The 18691-nt window shown below is 28.9% G+C and carries 16 protein-coding genes; 1 reads left to right on the forward strand and 15 read right to left on the reverse strand.

Annotation, left to right across the window (positions count from 1 at the left end):
* Positions 1-4: 4 nt before the first annotated feature.
* The 12 genes from ABIV_RS10670 to yajC all read right to left on the reverse strand — a co-directional run bounded on the left by ABIV_RS10670 (position 5) and on the right by yajC (position 13516).
* Complete coding sequence (locus ABIV_RS10670; protein ID WP_114839863.1) at positions 5-2119, reverse strand: DEAD/DEAH box helicase; 2115 nt, start codon at positions 2117-2119, stop codon at positions 5-7.
* Entirely contained in the window at positions 2109-2546 is a 438-nt protein-coding gene (locus ABIV_RS10675; protein WP_114839864.1) for a bactofilin family protein, read from the reverse strand. Before ABIV_RS10675 ends, ABIV_RS10670 begins: the two co-directional genes overlap by 11 nt.
* On the reverse strand, positions 2492-3433 hold the full coding sequence (locus ABIV_RS10680; RefSeq protein WP_114839865.1) for a M23 family metallopeptidase: 942 nt from the start codon (positions 3431-3433) through the stop codon (positions 2492-2494). Before ABIV_RS10680 ends, ABIV_RS10675 begins: the two co-directional genes overlap by 55 nt.
* Positions 3423-4592, reverse strand: a complete 1170-nt coding sequence (locus tag ABIV_RS10685) for a bifunctional folylpolyglutamate synthase/dihydrofolate synthase (protein ID WP_114839866.1) — start codon at positions 4590-4592, stop codon at positions 3423-3425. Before ABIV_RS10685 ends, ABIV_RS10680 begins: the two co-directional genes overlap by 11 nt.
* Positions 4593-5102, reverse strand: coding sequence for an LPS assembly lipoprotein LptE (gene lptE / locus ABIV_RS10690; protein ID WP_114839867.1), 510 nt, complete (start codon positions 5100-5102; stop codon positions 4593-4595).
* Position 5103: 1 nt separating this feature from the next.
* Positions 5104-7569 (reverse strand): leucine--tRNA ligase, encoded by a 2466-nt coding sequence (leuS, locus tag ABIV_RS10695; RefSeq protein WP_114839868.1) that lies wholly within the window; start codon positions 7567-7569, stop codon positions 5104-5106.
* Positions 7569-7913 carry a DUF6394 family protein gene (locus ABIV_RS10700; protein WP_114839869.1) on the reverse strand — a complete coding sequence of 115 codons (345 nt, stop codon included), beginning with the start codon at positions 7911-7913 and terminating at the stop codon, positions 7569-7571. The genes leuS and ABIV_RS10700 overlap by 1 nt, the downstream gene beginning before the upstream one ends.
* Before the next feature lie 82 nt (positions 7914-7995).
* Positions 7996-8487 carry a hypothetical protein gene (locus ABIV_RS10705; protein ID WP_114839870.1) on the reverse strand — a complete coding sequence of 164 codons (492 nt, stop codon included), beginning with the start codon at positions 8485-8487 and terminating at the stop codon, positions 7996-7998.
* Between the two features lie 130 nt (positions 8488-8617).
* A complete protein-coding gene (locus ABIV_RS10710) occupies positions 8618-10237 on the reverse strand; it encodes a leucine-rich repeat domain-containing protein (RefSeq protein WP_114839871.1) in 1620 nt (539 codons plus the stop codon).
* Between the two features lie 396 nt (positions 10238-10633).
* The gene (secF, locus tag ABIV_RS10715; protein ID WP_114839872.1) at positions 10634-11602 is read right to left on the reverse strand and encodes a protein translocase subunit SecF; all 969 of its coding nucleotides are present in this window, start codon (positions 11600-11602) and stop codon (positions 10634-10636) included.
* Entirely contained in the window at positions 11602-13170 is a 1569-nt protein-coding gene (secD, locus tag ABIV_RS10720; protein WP_114839873.1) for a protein translocase subunit SecD, read from the reverse strand. Before secD ends, secF begins: the two co-directional genes overlap by 1 nt.
* Positions 13171-13243: 73 nt before the next feature.
* On the reverse strand, positions 13244-13516 hold the full coding sequence (gene yajC, locus ABIV_RS10725) for a preprotein translocase subunit YajC (protein ID WP_114839874.1): 273 nt from the start codon (positions 13514-13516) through the stop codon (positions 13244-13246).
* A gap of 28 nt (positions 13517-13544) precedes the next feature.
* Between yajC and ABIV_RS10730 the strand changes: the two genes are divergently transcribed.
* Entirely contained in the window at positions 13545-14777 is a 1233-nt protein-coding gene (locus ABIV_RS10730) for an apolipoprotein N-acyltransferase (protein ID WP_114839875.1), read from the forward strand.
* Here ABIV_RS10730 and ABIV_RS10735 read toward each other — a convergent pair.
* From ABIV_RS10735 to ABIV_RS10745, 3 genes are read right to left on the reverse strand one after another with little or no spacing between them, the layout of a single operon-like run.
* A complete protein-coding gene (locus ABIV_RS10735) occupies positions 14767-16158 on the reverse strand; it encodes a CCA tRNA nucleotidyltransferase (RefSeq protein ID WP_114839876.1) in 1392 nt (463 codons plus the stop codon). The two genes, ABIV_RS10730 and ABIV_RS10735, sit on opposite strands and share 11 nt — an antisense overlap.
* On the reverse strand, positions 16136-16951 hold the full coding sequence (locus ABIV_RS10740; protein ID WP_114839877.1) for a mechanosensitive ion channel family protein: 816 nt from the start codon (positions 16949-16951) through the stop codon (positions 16136-16138). Before ABIV_RS10740 ends, ABIV_RS10735 begins: the two co-directional genes overlap by 23 nt.
* A gap of 9 nt (positions 16952-16960) precedes the next feature.
* The gene (locus ABIV_RS10745) at positions 16961-18685 is read right to left on the reverse strand and encodes a proline--tRNA ligase (RefSeq protein ID WP_114839878.1); all 1725 of its coding nucleotides are present in this window, start codon (positions 18683-18685) and stop codon (positions 16961-16963) included.
* Positions 18686-18691 lie beyond the last annotated feature (6 nt).

The raw sequence follows: 18691 nt of genomic DNA on the forward strand, positions 1-18691 counted from the left end.
TCTTTTATAAATAGTGCATTTGCTTATACCCTTCAAGCCTTTTTTTATAAGCTGAATTAAGCATAGCATTTTTGTTATCTAGAAAATCAATTGCTAAACACTCTTGATTTCCTCTTCCAATTCTTCCTAAATATTGAATCAATCTTCCATAATAGGAGATTGGAGTAGCAAATATAATCGTATTTAAATGAGGGAAATCTATTCCTTCACCAAAATATGAAGTAGTTGCTAAAATTAAACTTTTTTCTTCAATTAGTTTAATCTTTTCGCTTTGTTCTTTTTTAGTCATACTTCCATGAATAGAAACATAATCAAGCTCTTCTTTTTCTAACAGCCGTTCTAAAGCGTTGATATGTTCAATTCTATCAGTTAAAATTAAAATCTTTCTTTTTTGATGAAGCTTTATTTGATGAATAATTAAATTATTTCTTTTTTCATCTACACACAACTCATTTATGAGTGTTGCATAGTTATCAGCTTCACTAACAAAGTCAGTTCGTATTATCTCTAATTTATTATTAAAAGTTTTTTTCTTTTTATACTCATAAGAAATATCCCCTAATTGTTGGAATAAAATAGGGTCTAATCCATCTTTTCTTTTTGGTGTTGCACTAAGTCCTAAGATATATTTTCCGAAAAACTGTTTAACTATTTGTTCAAAAGTAACTGCTGGAATATGGTGACACTCATCAACTATTACAAATGAGTAGTTATTTATGATATCTGGTATGTTTTTTAGACTCTGCATTGTAGCAACATCTATTTTTCCATTTAATTTATTTTTACTTTTTCCCAAATAACCGATATCTGTTTTTTTATAATCAAAATATTCAACAAACCTATCTCTCCACTGGTCTAAAAGCATATTCTTATTTACAATAATCAAAGTAGAACAAGCTCGTTGCTCAAACATTTTTGCACCAAGAAGAGTTTTACCAAAACCAGGAGGAGCAACACAAATAGAAAATCTCTTTTTAAAGATTTTAGAAATAGCCTCTTTTTGTTCTTCCCTTAATTCATATAAAACTTTTTTTGTCTCAACTGCTTCAAAATAAGTTTTATCATCTATTTTAAAAGCAACTTGATTCTCTTCAAAATATTTTGAAATTTTATATAATAAACCCCTTGGTAGTTTTAAATAGTTTTCATCTTCTTCAAAATTCTTTATCACTTTTGGAGTATTATATAAAGGTTTTCTAAGACTTAATAAAACTTTTATTTGAGGGTTATCAAAAGAGGCAAAGGATTTTAACTTAGTTATAAAACTTCTTGATAAGTTCAAAGTCGGAATATACAAATAATCGTAAAGTTTTATCTCTAACTTAAAAAGAGGAAACTCTATATCTTCAAACATTAAGTCAGTTGTATTTACTTTTTCAAAATCATTATATTTTAAAACTATGCTCTTAGAAACTCTATTAATATTTTGTAAAAGCCTCCATTGGTCTTTATATACCTCTTTTGTATTTGGTTCAAAAAATACAGTTTTATTAGAGTCTCTAAATACTAAATGAAGAGGTAATTCAACTGCTTCATCAAAATTTCCTAAAGTTGCAAAATCTTTTGTGGGAAATATCTTAGCTGTGATATTTGATTTTTTTAAAATATATTGAGCAAAAGTTCTTACACTTTTTGTATCAAGATACTCTTCAAAAAATATCCAAACAAAAATTGAGTTATATGAAGTATATTCAAAAATAGCCTCAATATTTATAGAAGAAAAAGTTTTAAGTAAGGTGGGAATATCTTTTTGTAAAACTTCTAAAACTAAATATTTACTTTGATTTAAAGAGTTAATTAAATATGAGGCAAGCTGAACTTTACCTCTTAAATGTAGTTCTACATCTTTGTTTGTTAGAGGTAAATAATCATTACCTCTAAAAGTTTGAGTTAAGGGATAAAAGGTTTGTTTTGAGCCATCTTTACTAATCCATTTTTTTGCAAAAATATCTGTTCTTGCAAAAAACAGAGATTTAAAAAGCTCTATTTTTTCATCTTTAGTAAGATTTTTATTTCTATTTTGCTGTACTATAGTTTCAAGAGTCTTAATCTCTTCTTCTATAGCTATTTTTTGTTCATAAAGTTCTTTTAATCTTTCTTCTATTTTTTTATGATTCATGCTCAATTTGGTGAGACGGTGTAATTATGATATTATTAAGTTTATTCTCAATTTCATCATATCTACTTTTTAGTTTTGAGCCTTTTCTAACACCATGCCCTTCAAACTTACCATCTTCTTCAATGCTTAATTCATTGTATTTCATATTTCCAATAACTTTTCCAGTTGAAAGAATTTGTACTTCATTACAATCAATTTTGCCATCTAAAAGACCACTAACAATTAAGTTATTTGCTTTAATATCACCTATTACTTCTCCTGTTTTACCAATTGAAATAACATCAGCTTCTAAAATAACACCTTCAAATTTTCCATCGATATGAACTGTACCTTCAGTAGTAATTCCACCTATAATACAAGTTCCATGGGCAATTACTGTAGCACCATTTTGTGCTGCTCGCTTATTAGCCTTACCAAAGATTCCCACTTAACTCTCCTTTGTTTAGTAAAGATTTTATCATAATTTTTAAAATTCCACTTTATAAAGTCTTTTGGATCTAAAATTTTTCCACCATATCTTACTTCATAGTGTAGATGTGGACCATTACTTCGACCACTATTCCCACTTAAACCAACAACTTGACCTTTTCTAATTACATCTCCAAGTTTTACATCTGTTTGATTTAAATGAGCATAGATTGTCATAAATCCAAAACTATGTTGTAATTTCACAACCCTACCAAAATCGCCTCTATCTTTTGACCTAACATAAACTACAACTCCATTTGCAGTTGCTTTAATAGGTGTTCTCATTTTAGCTTCTAAGTCAATCCCTCTATGAAATTTCTTTTTTCTAGTAATAGGATGTATTCTATATCCATAAGCAGATGTAACTCTTGTATTTTGAATAGGACTTCCATTTGGTATAGTTAAAAGTGTAAAATATTTTGTATTATCACTAATAGAGTCTAAAGTCTCTTTTGTAAGTTGTTCAATCTTTTCATCTTTTAGTCCAATCATAGCTTCAATATCGTCAAGCTTTGAACTAAGTGCATCAATATCTTCAACTTTACTTTTAATTTGCATTGAATAAAATTTATTTTGAGCTTGAAGTTTCTGCTCTTTTTCATTTAAAGAGTTAATTTCACTCTCTTTTAATTCTATTTCTTGCTCTTTTTTATCTAACTCTTTCTCTTTTTGTATTTTTATTGTTTCGATTCTATCACTTAGATTATTGATAAACCAAGAACCACCACCAATAATAAGTATTACAAAAAGAATAATAAATACAATAAGTTTTTTAGCAATTTGATGGACATTAAACGCTCTAGTTCCATGAACATCAGTAACAGTAATAATTAATCTATTCTTCATTTAATTCCATATTTCTTAAAAATTTTTCAACAACTAAAAATGAACCAAAAACTAAATACTCTTCTTTTGGGTCAATTTTTTCTAAAGAATTTACTATTATATTTAAATTATGGCAAATTTCTAATAAATTATTTTTATCTACTATTCTATTATCATCAAGTTCAAGAATAGTTATTTGTGTAATAATGGGTTTTAAAATCCTTAAAACTTCAGCATAATCCTTATCTTTATAAGAATTATATATTAAATGCACTTTTTTATTATTAAATTCTCTAGCTAAAACTGTTGCAGCAAGGGGATTGTGACCTACATCAATAGTTATATTATCTTTGATTCTTTCACATCTTCCTGAAAGTTTTACATCATTGAAGATTTTTGTATCAATTTCAATATCAAGCTCTTCTAAAACTTCAATAACTAAATGTAAATTTAGTTTTAAATAAGAAGCAAACTTCTCATCTAAATCATATTTATCAAACTCTTTTACAGTTTGTATAACTATTTCTTTTCCAAACTCTTTTTTAAGTTCTTCTTTTACTTTTAAAGCTGTTTCATAAACCTTATTAGAAACTTGATAACCAATAAGCATTTTTGTATCTACAGAACGCATTTTTGTTCTTGCGATCTCTTCTATTGTATTACCTAAAAAACTTTGATGGTCTAAACCAATAGTTGTGATTAAAGATAAATCATTTTTCACAACATTTGTAGCATCAAACTCTCCACCAAGCCCAGCTTCTAAAACCAAATAATCAAGATTTGAGCTTAAAACCAGTGCTAAAAGTGTTGTATATTCAAAATAAGTAAGCTTTTCTAATAAAGAAAGAGGTAAAAATTCTTGTAGTTTTTTACTAGCTTTTTCTAGTTCTTCATCTGAACTATCTTTTCCATTTATCCAAATTCTTTCATTGAATTTTAAAATATGAGGAGAAGAGTAATGTAAGGTTTTAAAACCTTTTTTATGTAAATAATGAGATAAAAATCTTCCTGTACTTCCTTTTCCATTTGTTCCTACAATATGAATTACAAAGGGAAGAGATAAAGAAGAAGATAGAATTTCCCAAGACTTTTGTACTATTGAGAAATCTATTTTCTCATAGTACATAGTCTTATGTTCTAATACCTCTGTTAAAGAGGCAGTTTTAAAATCAATTAGCATCTATTTCTTTTTTTCAAAAGATTGAACAGCTAATTTAGAAATAACCTCTTCTAAAGCTTTTGTAGCAGCATTTCTAATTGCTTCAAATCTTTTTGAATCTGTGATAGTTGAACCTTTATTAATTGAGAATTCATAATCACCACTTACTGTAAATGACTTTTTAGCTCCATCTTTATGATATGCTACTAAAATAGTTACAACCGCTCTATATAAGTTATTATAACCATCTTCATCATCTTGTAACTCTTGCATTCCTACAGAGTTAAGTTTTACATCAAGAATAGTATCAGCTAGTTTTTTATCAAATACAAGATTTGAATCTAATCTATGTACTATTAATTCATGCATTGCATCTTTAATAATTACGGCATTTCTTGGGTCTTCTAAGTTAATAATTAAATTAACAAAAATAGAACCTTCTAATTGCCTTTTTGCATAGTGACTTGAAGGTTTATAACCACAAGCAGTAAACAAAAACACAACTAATAATACTAATAGACCATTTTTCATATTAACCCTTAATAACTAAGTTAACTAACTTATTTGGTACAACAATCTCTTTGATTAACTCTTTACCATCAAGCCATTTAGCTGCAAGAGTTTTTGCTTCTGCTAAAATCTCTTCTTTTGTTGCACTTGGAGCTACTTCAAGTTCTGCTCTTTTTTTACCATTAATTGTAATAGCTAAAATAATTGAATCTAAAGTAAATACCTCTTCTTTAACTTCAATTTTTGAAGAGAAATTTTCTCTTTTAAATAAGCTATCAGCTAAATCCCAACAAGTATGAGGAATTACTGGCTCTAAGATATTTGTTAAAATATAATAACCTTCTGCCCATACAAGCTCATTTGTTTGTGCTTGAAGTGCATTCATAGCTTCCATTGAAGCTGCAATTAAAGTATTAAACGTATATGTTTTATTGAATACATCATCTGCTTTTTGTAAAGCTTCATATACTTTTCTTCTAGCTTCTTTTTCCTCTTTTGATAAAGATGAATGGTCAATATTTTTAAAGTTAGCAGCTGAATTCTCAGTAACATTTACTGATCTTTCATAGAATTTTTTAATAAATTTAAATGAACCTTCAACTGCTGAATCATTCCACTCTAACTCTTTTGTTGGAGGTGCAGCAAATAGAATAAACATTCTAGCTGTATCAGCTCCATACTTTTCAACAATAGAATCAGGATCTACTACATTACCTTTAGATTTAGACATTTTTGCACCATCTTTAAGTACCATACCTTGAGTAAGTAACTTTTTAAATGGCTCTCTTGAGTTTGTATATCCTAAATCATTTAATACTTTTGTAAAAAATCTTGCATAAAGTAAGTGTAAAATAGCGTGTTCAATGCCACCAATATATTGGTCAACATCCATCCAATAATCAGAATCTTTTTTAGAGATTCCTTCTTTTTCCCACTTTTTGTTGTTTGTTGCATATCTTAGAAAGTACCAAGAAGATTGGACAAAAGTATCTAAAGTATCAGTCTCTCTAATTGCTGGCTTACCACAAGAAGGACAAGAAGTATGTTTCCATGTTGGATGCGTATCAAGTGGGTTACCCTCACCTGTAATTTCTACATCTTCAGGAAGTGCAATAGGAAGATTTTCAATCTTTTCAGGAACTAATCCACAATCATCACAATGTACAAATGGAATTGGTGCTCCCCAATATCTCTGTCTTGAAACTCCCCAATCTCTTAATTTAAAATTGATTTGTTTTTTACCAAGAGAGTTTTGCTCAAAATGATAAATAATAGCTTTTTTTGCTTTACTGTTTTTAAGACCTGTAAAACTTTCAGAGTTGATTAACTCACCCTCATCTGTATATGCTTCAGTTTGATTAGATAAAACACCATCTTTTCCAACAATTACTTGTTTGATTGGTAAGTTATACTGTTTTGCAAACTCAAAGTCTCTTTGGTCATGTGCTGGCACTGCCATAACTGCACCACCACCATAAGAAGCAAGTACAAAATTTGCAACCCATACAGGAATAGACTCACCAGTAAGTGGATGAATTACATCAATCTCTAAAGATACACCCTCTTTTGGCATAGTTGCTCTATCTCTTTCACTCACTTTTTGCATTGCTTTAATAGCATTGATTTTACTTTCTGGTAAAAGATTGTTTTCAACAATATACTTAACAATTGGATGCTCAGGAGCTAAAGCTGAATAAGAGATTCCATAAATTGTATCTGGTCTTGTTGTAAATACTTGATATGAAGAGAATTGATTATCTAATTTATATTTTGATTGCTTTGATAAAAGCATATTAAACTCTAAACCTTCACTTCTACCAATCCAGTTCTCTTGCATAGTTAAAACTTGTGATGGCCATTGCCCTTCTAAAGTTTTTAAATCATCTAATAATTCTTGAGCATATTTTGTAATACCTACATAATATCCTGGCATCTCTTTTTGTTGAACAGGAGTATCACATCTCCAACAACAACCCTCTTCTACTTGCTCATTTGCTAATACTGTATGACATGGTTCACACCAGTTTACTGTTGTAGATTTTCTATAAAGTAAACCTGTTTCAAACATTTTGATAATGAATTCTTGTTCCCATTTTGTATAAAGTTCATCAGAAGTTGCGAACTCTCTTTGTTCAGAAAAAGATAGTCCTAAAGCTTTCAGCTCATCTCTCATATAGTCAATATTTTCATAAGTCCATTTTTTAGGGTGAAGTTTGTGTTTGATAGCTGCATTTTCTGCTGGCATACCAAAACTATCCCATCCAATTGGATGTAAAACATTAAAATCAGATTTTCTAAAAAATCTTGCGATTGCATCACCTAAACAGTAGTTTCTAACGTGTCCCATGTGAATTCTACCACTTGGATATGGGAACATACTTAAAATATATTTTTTTTCTTTTTTATAATCATCACTAGGCTCAAAAGATTTGTTTTCAACCCAGAAGTTTTGCCACTTTGACTCAATACTCTTTGGACTATATTCCATTAATAATCTTCCTTATCTTGACTTTTTGCACTCTCAATTAAAGCTAATGCTATTGAGAAAAGATTTGCAACAACAGCTCCAATTGCTAAGGCTATTGCCATCGGTTCGTCACCTATAAAAGTTAACACCATAAATGCTGGAATTAAGTGTAAATCTGCAACTAAAGAACTTGCTAATAATTCTGCTGCTAAAAGATTTTTAACACCTATTTTTAAAATTGTTGAAATAACATTAACACCTGCTGCGAGGAAGAGGGCTACTGCATTTGGCTCATATAGAAAACCTGCTGTAGTTGTTAACGACATTAATGAAAAGAATATATAGGTTACTTTACCCCAATCCATGATAATTATCCTTTTATAGATTTTTACTTTGTAATTTTAAGCAAATATATTATCTAAAAAAGGATAAAAAAAGGCTTTCTAGCTATTTCATTTGCTTTGAGTATTTGAAACCTTGAAACATTTTAAAGATTAGATAAATGATAATTAATTTGATAGCAAATTGAACTACTGTATATGCACCAAAGCCATTGAACTCAAACTCAAAAGGATTGATAATGTTATGAAATAATAAGTTAAAAGTCATATCTTTTGTGATATAAAAATATAGACCTAATAAGCCATACATTATTAAAAAGTAAAATTGATTTCTATGCATATTTACAATACTATAAATAAAGTGCCAAACAAAAAAACTCACAAAGGCTGCTATTAATAACTCTTTGAAGATTCCTTCTTGAATATCAATTACATATGTTCTTGCTATTGTTAGGTATTTATACTCAATTAATGATGAGATAAGTTCAAAAACAAAAATCCATGTTAGGGCTAAAAACCAGTCTCTTCCATTGTTTGATGTAATTCTATCAAAATAGTATAATAGACTTCTTGATTCTACTTGCATAGTTTTTTCCATGTCCTTCTCCATTGGGCTAACGATAATTTTATATTAAACTTTATTAAATAAAAATTACTGATAAACCACACTTAAATTTTTTTATTTTATAGTTTTATTGTCCATTTTGTGTGTGGTTTATGTGGAATGTTTATTTTCGCCTTGTATTTTGGCGGATAGAGACTATTAATTGGTAGATTAAATAGGCGATTATGATTTTATAAATTAATGTTCCAAAAGATAACTCTTCACCTTTTGTCATAATAGAAAATGGATTAATCATATTTGAAAACTCTTTTAAATTGCTATCATTAACATAACTATTTGAATAAAAGAGGTAAATACAAATTGTTGAAATTATAATTGCAATATTTCGATAAAACTCATTAAACTTAGAGATAATAACACCAACTAGAAGTAAACCTCCAAAAAAAACTAATCCTTTATCGATATGTTTAACAATATCTGCACAAAATAATTCATGGCTTAAATATGTTGTAATAAAAGTTAGATTTATTATCCAAAATAAAGCTAGTAACCATTCTTGAGAATGATTTGAAGCTAGACTATGAGTTTTAAAAATAACCCAGTCAAACCACTTTTTCTCTTTTATAAAGTCATCTTCTGCTTTTTCCATTTCTATTGCATAATACTTATTTGCTTCAATTATATTGTTTTGTTGTTCAAAAGAATCTTTTATAATTCTTGCAGTTTCACGGTTTTTAATACCAAAAAATTTAAATTTTAAGAAATTTGCTTTTTCAAAAAAGTTTGTAGATAAATCAACATTTGAATTAAATTTAACTTCTTTCAATGCTATTAAATTATTAAAAGATGAAGTTTCAATTGTATTTTTTTCTATAATAATATTTGACAGTTTTAAATTTTTACTAAAAACAGAATCTTTTAAACAAAGTTTTTCTATTTTATTATCTTTTATACTAACAGAACCTTGAAATATGGTTTTTATAATAATTAACTTTTTTATCTTTGAATCAATATAAGTATCAAAATCTATATTAGAATTAATATCTGATTCTGAAAACATGACTTCAGTAGAGTTAAAGATACAGTTTTTAATTAAAGCATTAGATTCGGTATAAACTTTACAAAATTCTAGCCTTTCGTCAAAATGACATTCTCTAAATAACTTTGATGATATATAAAGTTTTTCTTCTTTTAAAGAATTTAATAAAACTATCCCATGAAATTTACAGTTATGAAAAATAAAAGAGTTATCGATTTCTTTAAAATTATTAGTTATTGAAAATTTCTTATAAAATTCACAACCTATAAATACAACCTCTTTCTCATTTGTATTAATAGTACAATGGATAAACTTACAATTTTTTTGAAATACAAACTGATTTGAAATACAATTAATTGGGATGATTACATTTTCTAAAAAAGTACAATTATTAAAAATAACTGGAGCATTAGTCTTGATATTTGATAAAATATTAATGGATGTATCTTCAAAAGGTGAATATATAGCTTTCTTATTTCTATTAAAATTAGGGAATTCTATATCATTAAATTCATAAGCTTTATAATCCCCCTCTTCCAATTCTTTATTAGATTTATTTATCTTGTCAATAGTACCTTCTAATTCAATCCAAAAAGAATTTTTATTATAATTATTTTGTTTTTTTGGTAAATTTTCCCAATCTTTTTTTTCACAATGTAAAATACATTTAGTTTTGTCATTTGTTAATTTAAATTCTTCTTCGTCAACTTCTTTACCACATATACTACAAATATTTTCTGACATTTCATTCCTAAATAAATTATTAGATTTATTATATTGAAATTACCCTTTATACTCTTTTATTACTTTTTTTATAAAAAGTAAAACAAAAAATCGTATCGAAAGTTAGATTTTTAGGAATTTTATTCACGCAAAGCTAAAATTGTAAAACTCGACTTCGTCTCAAACAGTTACAATTTTTTAACGCTTTTTATTTATAAAATTTTGAACCTAAAAATATAAATCGATACCTTTTTATATTATGAAGTCTTGAGAGATAGCTTATAAATTGGAATTTTTGAAATTAGTCAATGAAGAATGAAAAAATTATGAAGGAGTTTACTGAAGTAAATGACTGAGTGATTTTTTTGTTATGAAGTAGAATAATTTATGAAAAGGACTGTTTAGAAGCTATCGCTCCTAAACAGTTCCTTTTTCATACATCGCACGCAGTTTTTCCTTCTCTTTCTGCCTCTTAACTTTCTCAGCCTCTTTAGCTCTAAAGTTCTCAATAGAGAATCTAAGCTGTACTAAGAATGAAGCAGCGATAAAGATAGATGAATATGTACCAACAATAATACCTACAAGTAATGTAAAGGCAAATCCATTGATAATCTCTCCACCAAAGAAATATAGTGTCACAACAACAAAGAATGTTGTTAATGATGTAAGAGTTGTTCTTGAAAGTGTTCTTGATACAGAGTTATTTACTACACTATTAAGTGCAGACTCTTTAGAGGTTTGAACACCTTCTCTAATTCTATCAAATACGATAATTGTATCGTTTAATGAGTATCCTAAGATTGTAAGAATTGCAGCTAGAATATCTAAGTTTACCTCTACACCTACAAGTGATATTGCCCCAAGTGCAATAATAACGTCATGTGCAAGAGCTAAGATAGAAGCAACGGCAAATCTCCATTCAAATCTATATGATACATAAATTAAAATAATTATAAGAGATAAAGATAAGGCCATAATACCTTTTTCTCTAAGCTCTCCACCAACTTTTGGTCCAACCATATCAACTCTTCTGATTTCAAATTTACCAGTAGAATCAAGTAATTTATGCATCTCATCACCAATATCATTTGTTAAGTTTGATGATACTCCTGAGATTCTAATAACTACTTCCTCTTCACTACCAAATTTAGTAATAGAAGAACCTTTATACTCTGTTGCGTTTAATACTTTTCTGATTTTATCAATTGGTGCTTTATGCTCATATTGAACTTGTACTAAAGTTCCACCAGCAAAATCAATACCAAAGTTTAAACCTTTTGTAAAAAGTATTACAATAGAAGCAATAACTAAAACAGCTGAAAGACCTAAAAATGGGATTCTTTTACCCATAAAATCATGAATTTTATTACCTTTGAATATTTCCATTATTTAATCCCAAACCATTTATTTAAGTTTTTATCTTTTGCTATTTTAGGTAATAAAGCTTCATAAATACCATGTGTACCTAAGATAGCCGTTAACATAGATGCTAAAATACCAATAGAAATTGTTACTGCAAAACCTTTGATTGGTCCTGTACCATATGCATATAAAATTACTGCAACTAAAAGAGTTGTAATATTTGCATCAAGGATTGCTCTCATTGCATTTGAGTAACCATCTTCAATAGCTTTAGGTATAGAAACTCCTTGTCTTAGAAGTTCTCTAATTCTTTCTCCGATAATTACGTTTGCATCAACTGCCATACCAACTGTTAATACAATACCAGCCATACCAGGTAAAGTTAAAGTTGCTCCAAACATTGCCATTACTGAAATAATAATAAAAATATTTGTAACAAGTGCAATATTTGCAATAATTCCAGCTCTTCTATAATAAATAATCATAAAGATAAATACCATTAAGAACCCAGCTACAAGTGCAATTGTAGAAGCTTTAATAGAATCAGCACCTAATGATGGTCCTACACTTCTTTTCTCAAGTAAGTTTACAGAAGCAGGTAAAGCTCCTGACCTTAAAGCAATCGCAACATTTCCAGCTTCAACAACTGTAAATCCACCAGAAATTTGACCACTTCCTCCACCAATTCTCTCTCTAATATTTGGAGCAGAGTAAACTTTTCCATCAAGTACAACTGCAAGTCTTTTACCTACATTTTTACCTGTAAAGTCTCCAAAAATTCTAGCACCGGCTGAGTTAAGAGTAAAGTTAATAATTGGTTGATTTGATTGGTCAAAAGCAACTTGTGCATCTACAACTTGGCTTCCATTTAAAATTGGAATCTCTTTTACAAGATACTTAACATTTGGGTTATCAGTAGCCTCTAAAATCACATCACCATATTGTGCTGCTTGTGCTCTTGTCATACTGTAAACTTGGTCTATTCGCTCTTCATCAACAGCCATAAGTTCTAAATTTGCAGGTTTTGAGATAAGTTCTCTTGCTGCTTTTTCATCTTCTGCTGTTTTGATACCTGGAAGTTGAACCACAATATCAGTTTCACCTTGTCTTACAACATTTGGTTCTGCAAGTCCAAATTGGTCAAGTCTGTTTCTAATAGTTTCTACTGCTTGTGCAACAGCTTGATCTTTTGTTCTAACCTCTTCGTCTTGAGTTAATGTAATAGAATATTCAAGTTCAGTTTTTGAAACATTCAGTCCATTTATCTCTTCAAGCATTTTATCAACTTTTGGAAGTTCGTCAGCGTCTAATACTGTAAAAACAATTCTATCATTGTCTTTGATGCTTAAGCCATCTATTAAAATATCTTCATCATTTGAAAAATATTTTATTGCTGTAGCAATTGATTTGATTTTTGAAGTTACTGCTTCATCTGTATTTACACCAAGAAGCATATGAAGTCCACCTTGTAGGTCAAGACCTAAAGAGATTTTTTTCCCAGATTCAGTTTGTAAAAAAGATGGTACAGAAAATACCACTCCAAAAATTATACTTAAGAAAAATATAATAAGTCTATAATTAAAGATTTTCAAGTTAATCCCTTAAAATAAGAAGTAAACATAGATTTTAAAACATGTAAAAGCTCTTTACATGTTTTAAAAATAATTATTCAGAAAGTTTTGCAACAAACTCTTTTACTAATTTCATTTCAGTGTTATCGTGGTTTTTTACGATTAAGTAGCTTTCTTCTACTTTTGTAATTTCTACCATTAAGCCACCATTTGTTACAATTTTATCGCCTTTTTTTAGTCCAGCGATCATCTCTTTATGATTTTTCGCTTGCTTTTGCTGTGGTCTAATAATTAAGAAATAAAAAATTGCAAATAATGCAACTAGGGGTAACAATGAGCTTATTAAATCTGCACTTTGACCTTCCATCAAATTTCCTTTTAAAAAGTATTTTTCTATGTTTTTAGTAAAACGGGCTTATTCTAACAAAACTAATATAATAAAAGGCTTCATAACAGCATTATTTTTGTGCTCTTTTATATACTTAGAACACTATGCAATATTCTCAAAACTTTTAAACACTTTATTAGCACTTTTTTCTTTTTATATGTTATTAACAATAAATAAAAAAAGCTTTGTTATTGCTGGTTTTTTTACAGGGATTTTTTGGTTTTACTGGATAGGGAATAGTTTTCAGTATTATGACTTAGCATATTTAAAATATCCAATAATTTTTTGTATTGGTTTAGGTTATGCTTTATTATTCTATTTTATGACAATTGTTGATAAAACTATTTATAGAGCAGTTGCTCTTTTTTTAATCTCTTTTATTCATCCTATAGGTTTTAATTGGTTTATTCCTGAGCTAACACTTGTAAATAGTTATTTGCCTTATTCTAAAGCTCATTTTGCTTTAATACTAGCTCTTGTTTATATGTTTATTAAAATAAATGGTTTTAAAAGATTTCTTGCACCTCTGCCTCTGCTTTTAATTGTTACTTCACAAGGAACGTATATTGATTCAACAGGTCTAAAAATCTCTATGCCACAACTAAATACTCCACAAGAACAAAAGTGGTTAAAAAACAATCTAGCTAAAACAATAGATGACAATTTACTTTTAATTGATAATGCAATCATAGAAAAAAATGATTTAATTATTTTACCTGAGACTGTTTTTCCTGTTGTTTTAAATACAGAAGAGTTTTTAATGGAGGTCTTACTAAAAAAATCAGAACAGATTGATATTGTTGCAGGAGCTATTTATTATGAAGATAAAAACTATTATAACGCTACCTATCATTTCAAAAATGGGAATTTAAATATTGCAAAGAAAGTGGTTTTAGTTCCTTTTGGGGAAGAGATTCCTTTACCTCAATTTTTAGTAGATTTTATCAATGAGAAGTTTTATAATGGAGCGCAAGACTATAAAACTGCTTCTAAACCAACTGATTTTAATATCAAAGGTATAAACTTTAGAAATGCTATTTGTTATGAAGCAACAAGTGAAAAAATATATCAAGATTTAAAAGATACAAAATATATGATTGTTACTTCAAACAATGCTTGGTTTACACCCTCTATTGAACCAACTCTTCAGAAAATACTTTTAAAATATTATGCTAATAAATATGGAATAACTATTTTTCACTCTATAAATGGAAGTGAAAATTATATTGTTAGACCCTAAACTTCTCTTTTATGGCTTTTAGAAGTTCTTCTTTTTCTAAATCTTCATCTATTTGAAGGTTTAGAGCATAATCTAATATCTCTTTGAACTCTTTTCCTGGGTTCATCCCTAAAGCTATTAAATCTCTTCCTTGAACTATTGGCTTTAATCCCTCATTTGAAATATTCATCTGTCTTGCTTGTTCTAAAACCCAAGTAATAGCCTTATCACATTTATCTTTATCAGGAATTGTTCTTCCTTTACAGTCAGCAAGGCAAACAAGGCAAAGGTCTTCAATAGAGCACTTTAAAGAGAGTCTTTTTACTGCTTTTAAACTAGATTCAGCTTTATAAAGTTGAAAAGGAGCAAGATGATTTTTTACAAGTGGAACAACTTTTTCAATAAGCTTTTTTTCATCAGTTAATCTACTTAAAAAACTAATCGTAGGCTCAACACCTAAAGCTTCATGTTTATGAGAAGTTACTCTCCCCTCTTTTGTAGTTTCAGTACAAAAAGGTTTTCCTAAATCATGGCAAAGAAGTGCATAAAAAAGATAAAGGTCTCTATACTCATCTCCTGTTTTATATTTAGCCATCTCATCCAAAGTCATTAGTGTATGAACCCAAACATCACCTTCAGGATGGAACTGCTTATCCTGAATACATCCATCTAAAGCTTTTAATTCTGGGAAATATTTTAAAATTCCTAACTCTTTTAGAAGATAAAAACCTAGAGAAGGTTTTCTTGATTTTAAAAATAGTTTTTTAAACTCTTCATAGACTCTCTCTTTAGGTAAATATTTTAACTCATCATCATCTACCATCTCTTTACATAAAGAAAAAGTCTTTTCATCTAAAGTTAACTCATATCTTGATACAAATTGAACTGCTCGATAGACTCTTAAAGGGTCTTCCACAAAAGTTTCATCTTTTATATGTCTTAAGGTTTTACTTTTTAAATCTTCTAAACCTCTATTTGGGTCTAAATATTCATCTTTAAAGTAGTCATAACCAATTGAATTTATAGTAAAATCTCTTCTTAGACTAGCTTGTGCAAAGCTTAGATTTGGATTTGTTGTTACTTCAAAATCCTTGTGTCCATGACCTATTTTTTTCTCTTCTCTTGCAAGGGCAAAATCAAAATCATAACCAGCTACATTTAAAATCATTACACCAAATGATTTTCCAACTTGTTTTACACTTCCATATTTTTCTAAAATAGTTTGAACTATATTTAAATCATCGCAATTAAAAAGTTCAACATCAAAATCTTTGTTGGGAATATTTAATAAAGAGTCTCTAACGCAGCCACCTACAAGAATAGGTTTGATTCCTACTTCTTGTAAGCTTTTTAAAATATCAACTAATATTGAAGGAATATTAGCTTTTATGTTTGTATACATGTACATCTGTTTGAGGGAAAGGAATTGAGATACCTTCTTTATCAAATGTAAGTTTAATATTTTCTGTTAAATCAAATTTTACAGCCCAGTAATCAGGAGTATTTACCCAAGCTCTAACTACAAAGTTTACAGAAGAGTTAGCTAATTCAGAAACTGCAACTGTAATACCTTTATCTTTTAAAACTCTTTCATCTGCTTCAACAATTTGGTTTAAAACATCTTTTGCTTTTTTAATATCATCGTCATAACCAATACCAACAATTAAGTCTACTCTTCTTGTATCATGTGCATTTACATTTTTAATATTTCCACCTGTAATTGCTCCATTTGGCACAATGATTTTTTGGTTATCTCCAGTTTTAAATTCAGTATTAAAAATACCTACTTCTTGAACTGTTCCAGCAACTCCACCTGCTTCTACAAAATCCCCTACTTTGAAAGGTTTGAAGAAAATAATCATAACACCAGAAGCAAAGTTTCCTAAAGAGTCTTTTAGTGCTAAACCAATAGCAAGACCTGCAGCACCTAAGATTGCAAAGAATGATGTAGTATCTACTCCAACTTGTTTTAAAGAAGTTAAAATAACAACTACCATTAAAATATAATAAACAATATCATCTAAAAATGATAAAAGTGTTTCATCTACATTTTTCTTTTTATTCATTAGTTTTACAAAAAAATCAGTAAGTTTTCTAGCAAGAAATTTACCAATAACAAAAATAACTATTGCAGCTGCAATATTTAAAGCATAAACACCAATCACATCTGAAACAGTTTGAATACTAGTTTCCATTTTTTCTCCTTAAGCTTTTAATTTTTCGAAAAGAACTTGAGTAACTCTACTTACTTCAACATCTTCTTTTTCTAAAGTTTTTCTATCAATAATCTCAACAAATCCCTCACTTAGTCTTTTACCTACAACTACAGCATAAGGGAAACCAATAAGTTCAAAATCTGACATCTTAAAACCAAATCTCTCTTTTGTTCTATCATCAATAATTGTTTCAATACCTAAAGCTTTTAAATCTTCATAGATTTTTAAACCAGCTTCTAATTCTTCATCTTTTTTAGCATTTGAAACAATTACATCAACTAAAAATGGTGCAGTCTCTTTTGTCCAAATTGCACCTTTATCATCGTGGTTTTGTTCAATTACAGCAGCAACAAGTCTTGATACTCCAATCCCATAACATCCCATTTCAAATGGTTTTGCTTTTCCATTTTCATCTAAAAATGTTGCATCCATAGCAGAAGAATATTTTGAACCTAATTGGAAAATATGTCCTGCTTCAATACCTTTTGTGTACTCTAGTTTTCCACCACAACAAGAACAAGTATCCCCTTCTTGAACAGCTACAAGGTCAAAATATTTTGCATCTTTTAAAGTTGAAAGGTCTGTTCCAGTAAAGTGATAGTCCTCTTCATTTGCTCCACAAACTAATCCAACTTCATCTTTTAACTCTTCATCAATTACAAAAGTAACTGCTTCTGGTAAACCAAATGGTCCACAATATCCTGCAACTAAACCACTCTCTTTGATTTCCTCTTCTGAAGCATCTACTAACTCTAAAGCATCTACTGCATTACAAGCTTTTGTCTCTTCTAACTCATCATTTCCTCTTACAAAGAACACAACTACTTCAGTTTTATCTTCATAAACAGCTTTTTTCATAACTGCTTTGATTGATTGAGCTTGTGAAGTACTTAAGAAGTTTGAAACCTCTTCAATAGTCTTCATACCTTGTGTTAATACTTTCTCTTGTGCAATTGGAGTATTTGTAGTCTCTTGCCAATTTGGAACAACTTTTTTAGCTCTAATTGCAGCTTCAATATTTGCTCCATAATCACAATCAGGACAAATAACAATTGTATCTTCACCAGAGTTTGCAAGTACCATAAACTCTTTTGAACCACTTCCACCAATAGCTCCTGAATCTGCATCAACAATTCTAAAATCAAGCCCTAGTCTTGTATAAACTCTTTTATAAGCTTCTTCCATATTCTTAAACTCTTTTATCAAACACTCTTGTGAAGCATGAAATGAGTAAGCATCTTTCATAAGGAATTCTCTTCCTCTCATAAGTCCAAATCTTGGTCTAGCTTCATCTCTAAACTTCGTATTAATATGATAAAGGTTTAAAGGGAGGTTTTTATATGAAGTAATTCTATTTTTTACCATGTTTACTACAGACTCTTCATTTGTAGGAGATAATACATATTCCCCACTTTTTCTATCTTTGAATCTTAGTAATTCAGAACCCATAGTTAAGTTTCTACCTGATTCTTCCCAAAAAGACATAGGTGTTACAAAAGAGCATAACATTTCATTTGCTCCACTTTTATCCATCTCATCTTTTACAACTGCTCTGATTTTATCAAGAACTATTTTTCCTAAAGGTAAAAAATCATAAAGTCCTGCACCAGATTGAGAAATAAATCCACCTCTTATTAGATATTGATGTGATGGTAAAGTAGCATCACTTGGTGTCTCTTTTGTAGTTGGTATAAACATTCGAGAAAATTTCATTTAATA

The sequence above is a fragment of the Halarcobacter bivalviorum genome, assembly GCF_003346815.1.
Lineage (GTDB): Bacteria > Campylobacterota > Campylobacteria > Campylobacterales > Arcobacteraceae > Halarcobacter > Halarcobacter bivalviorum.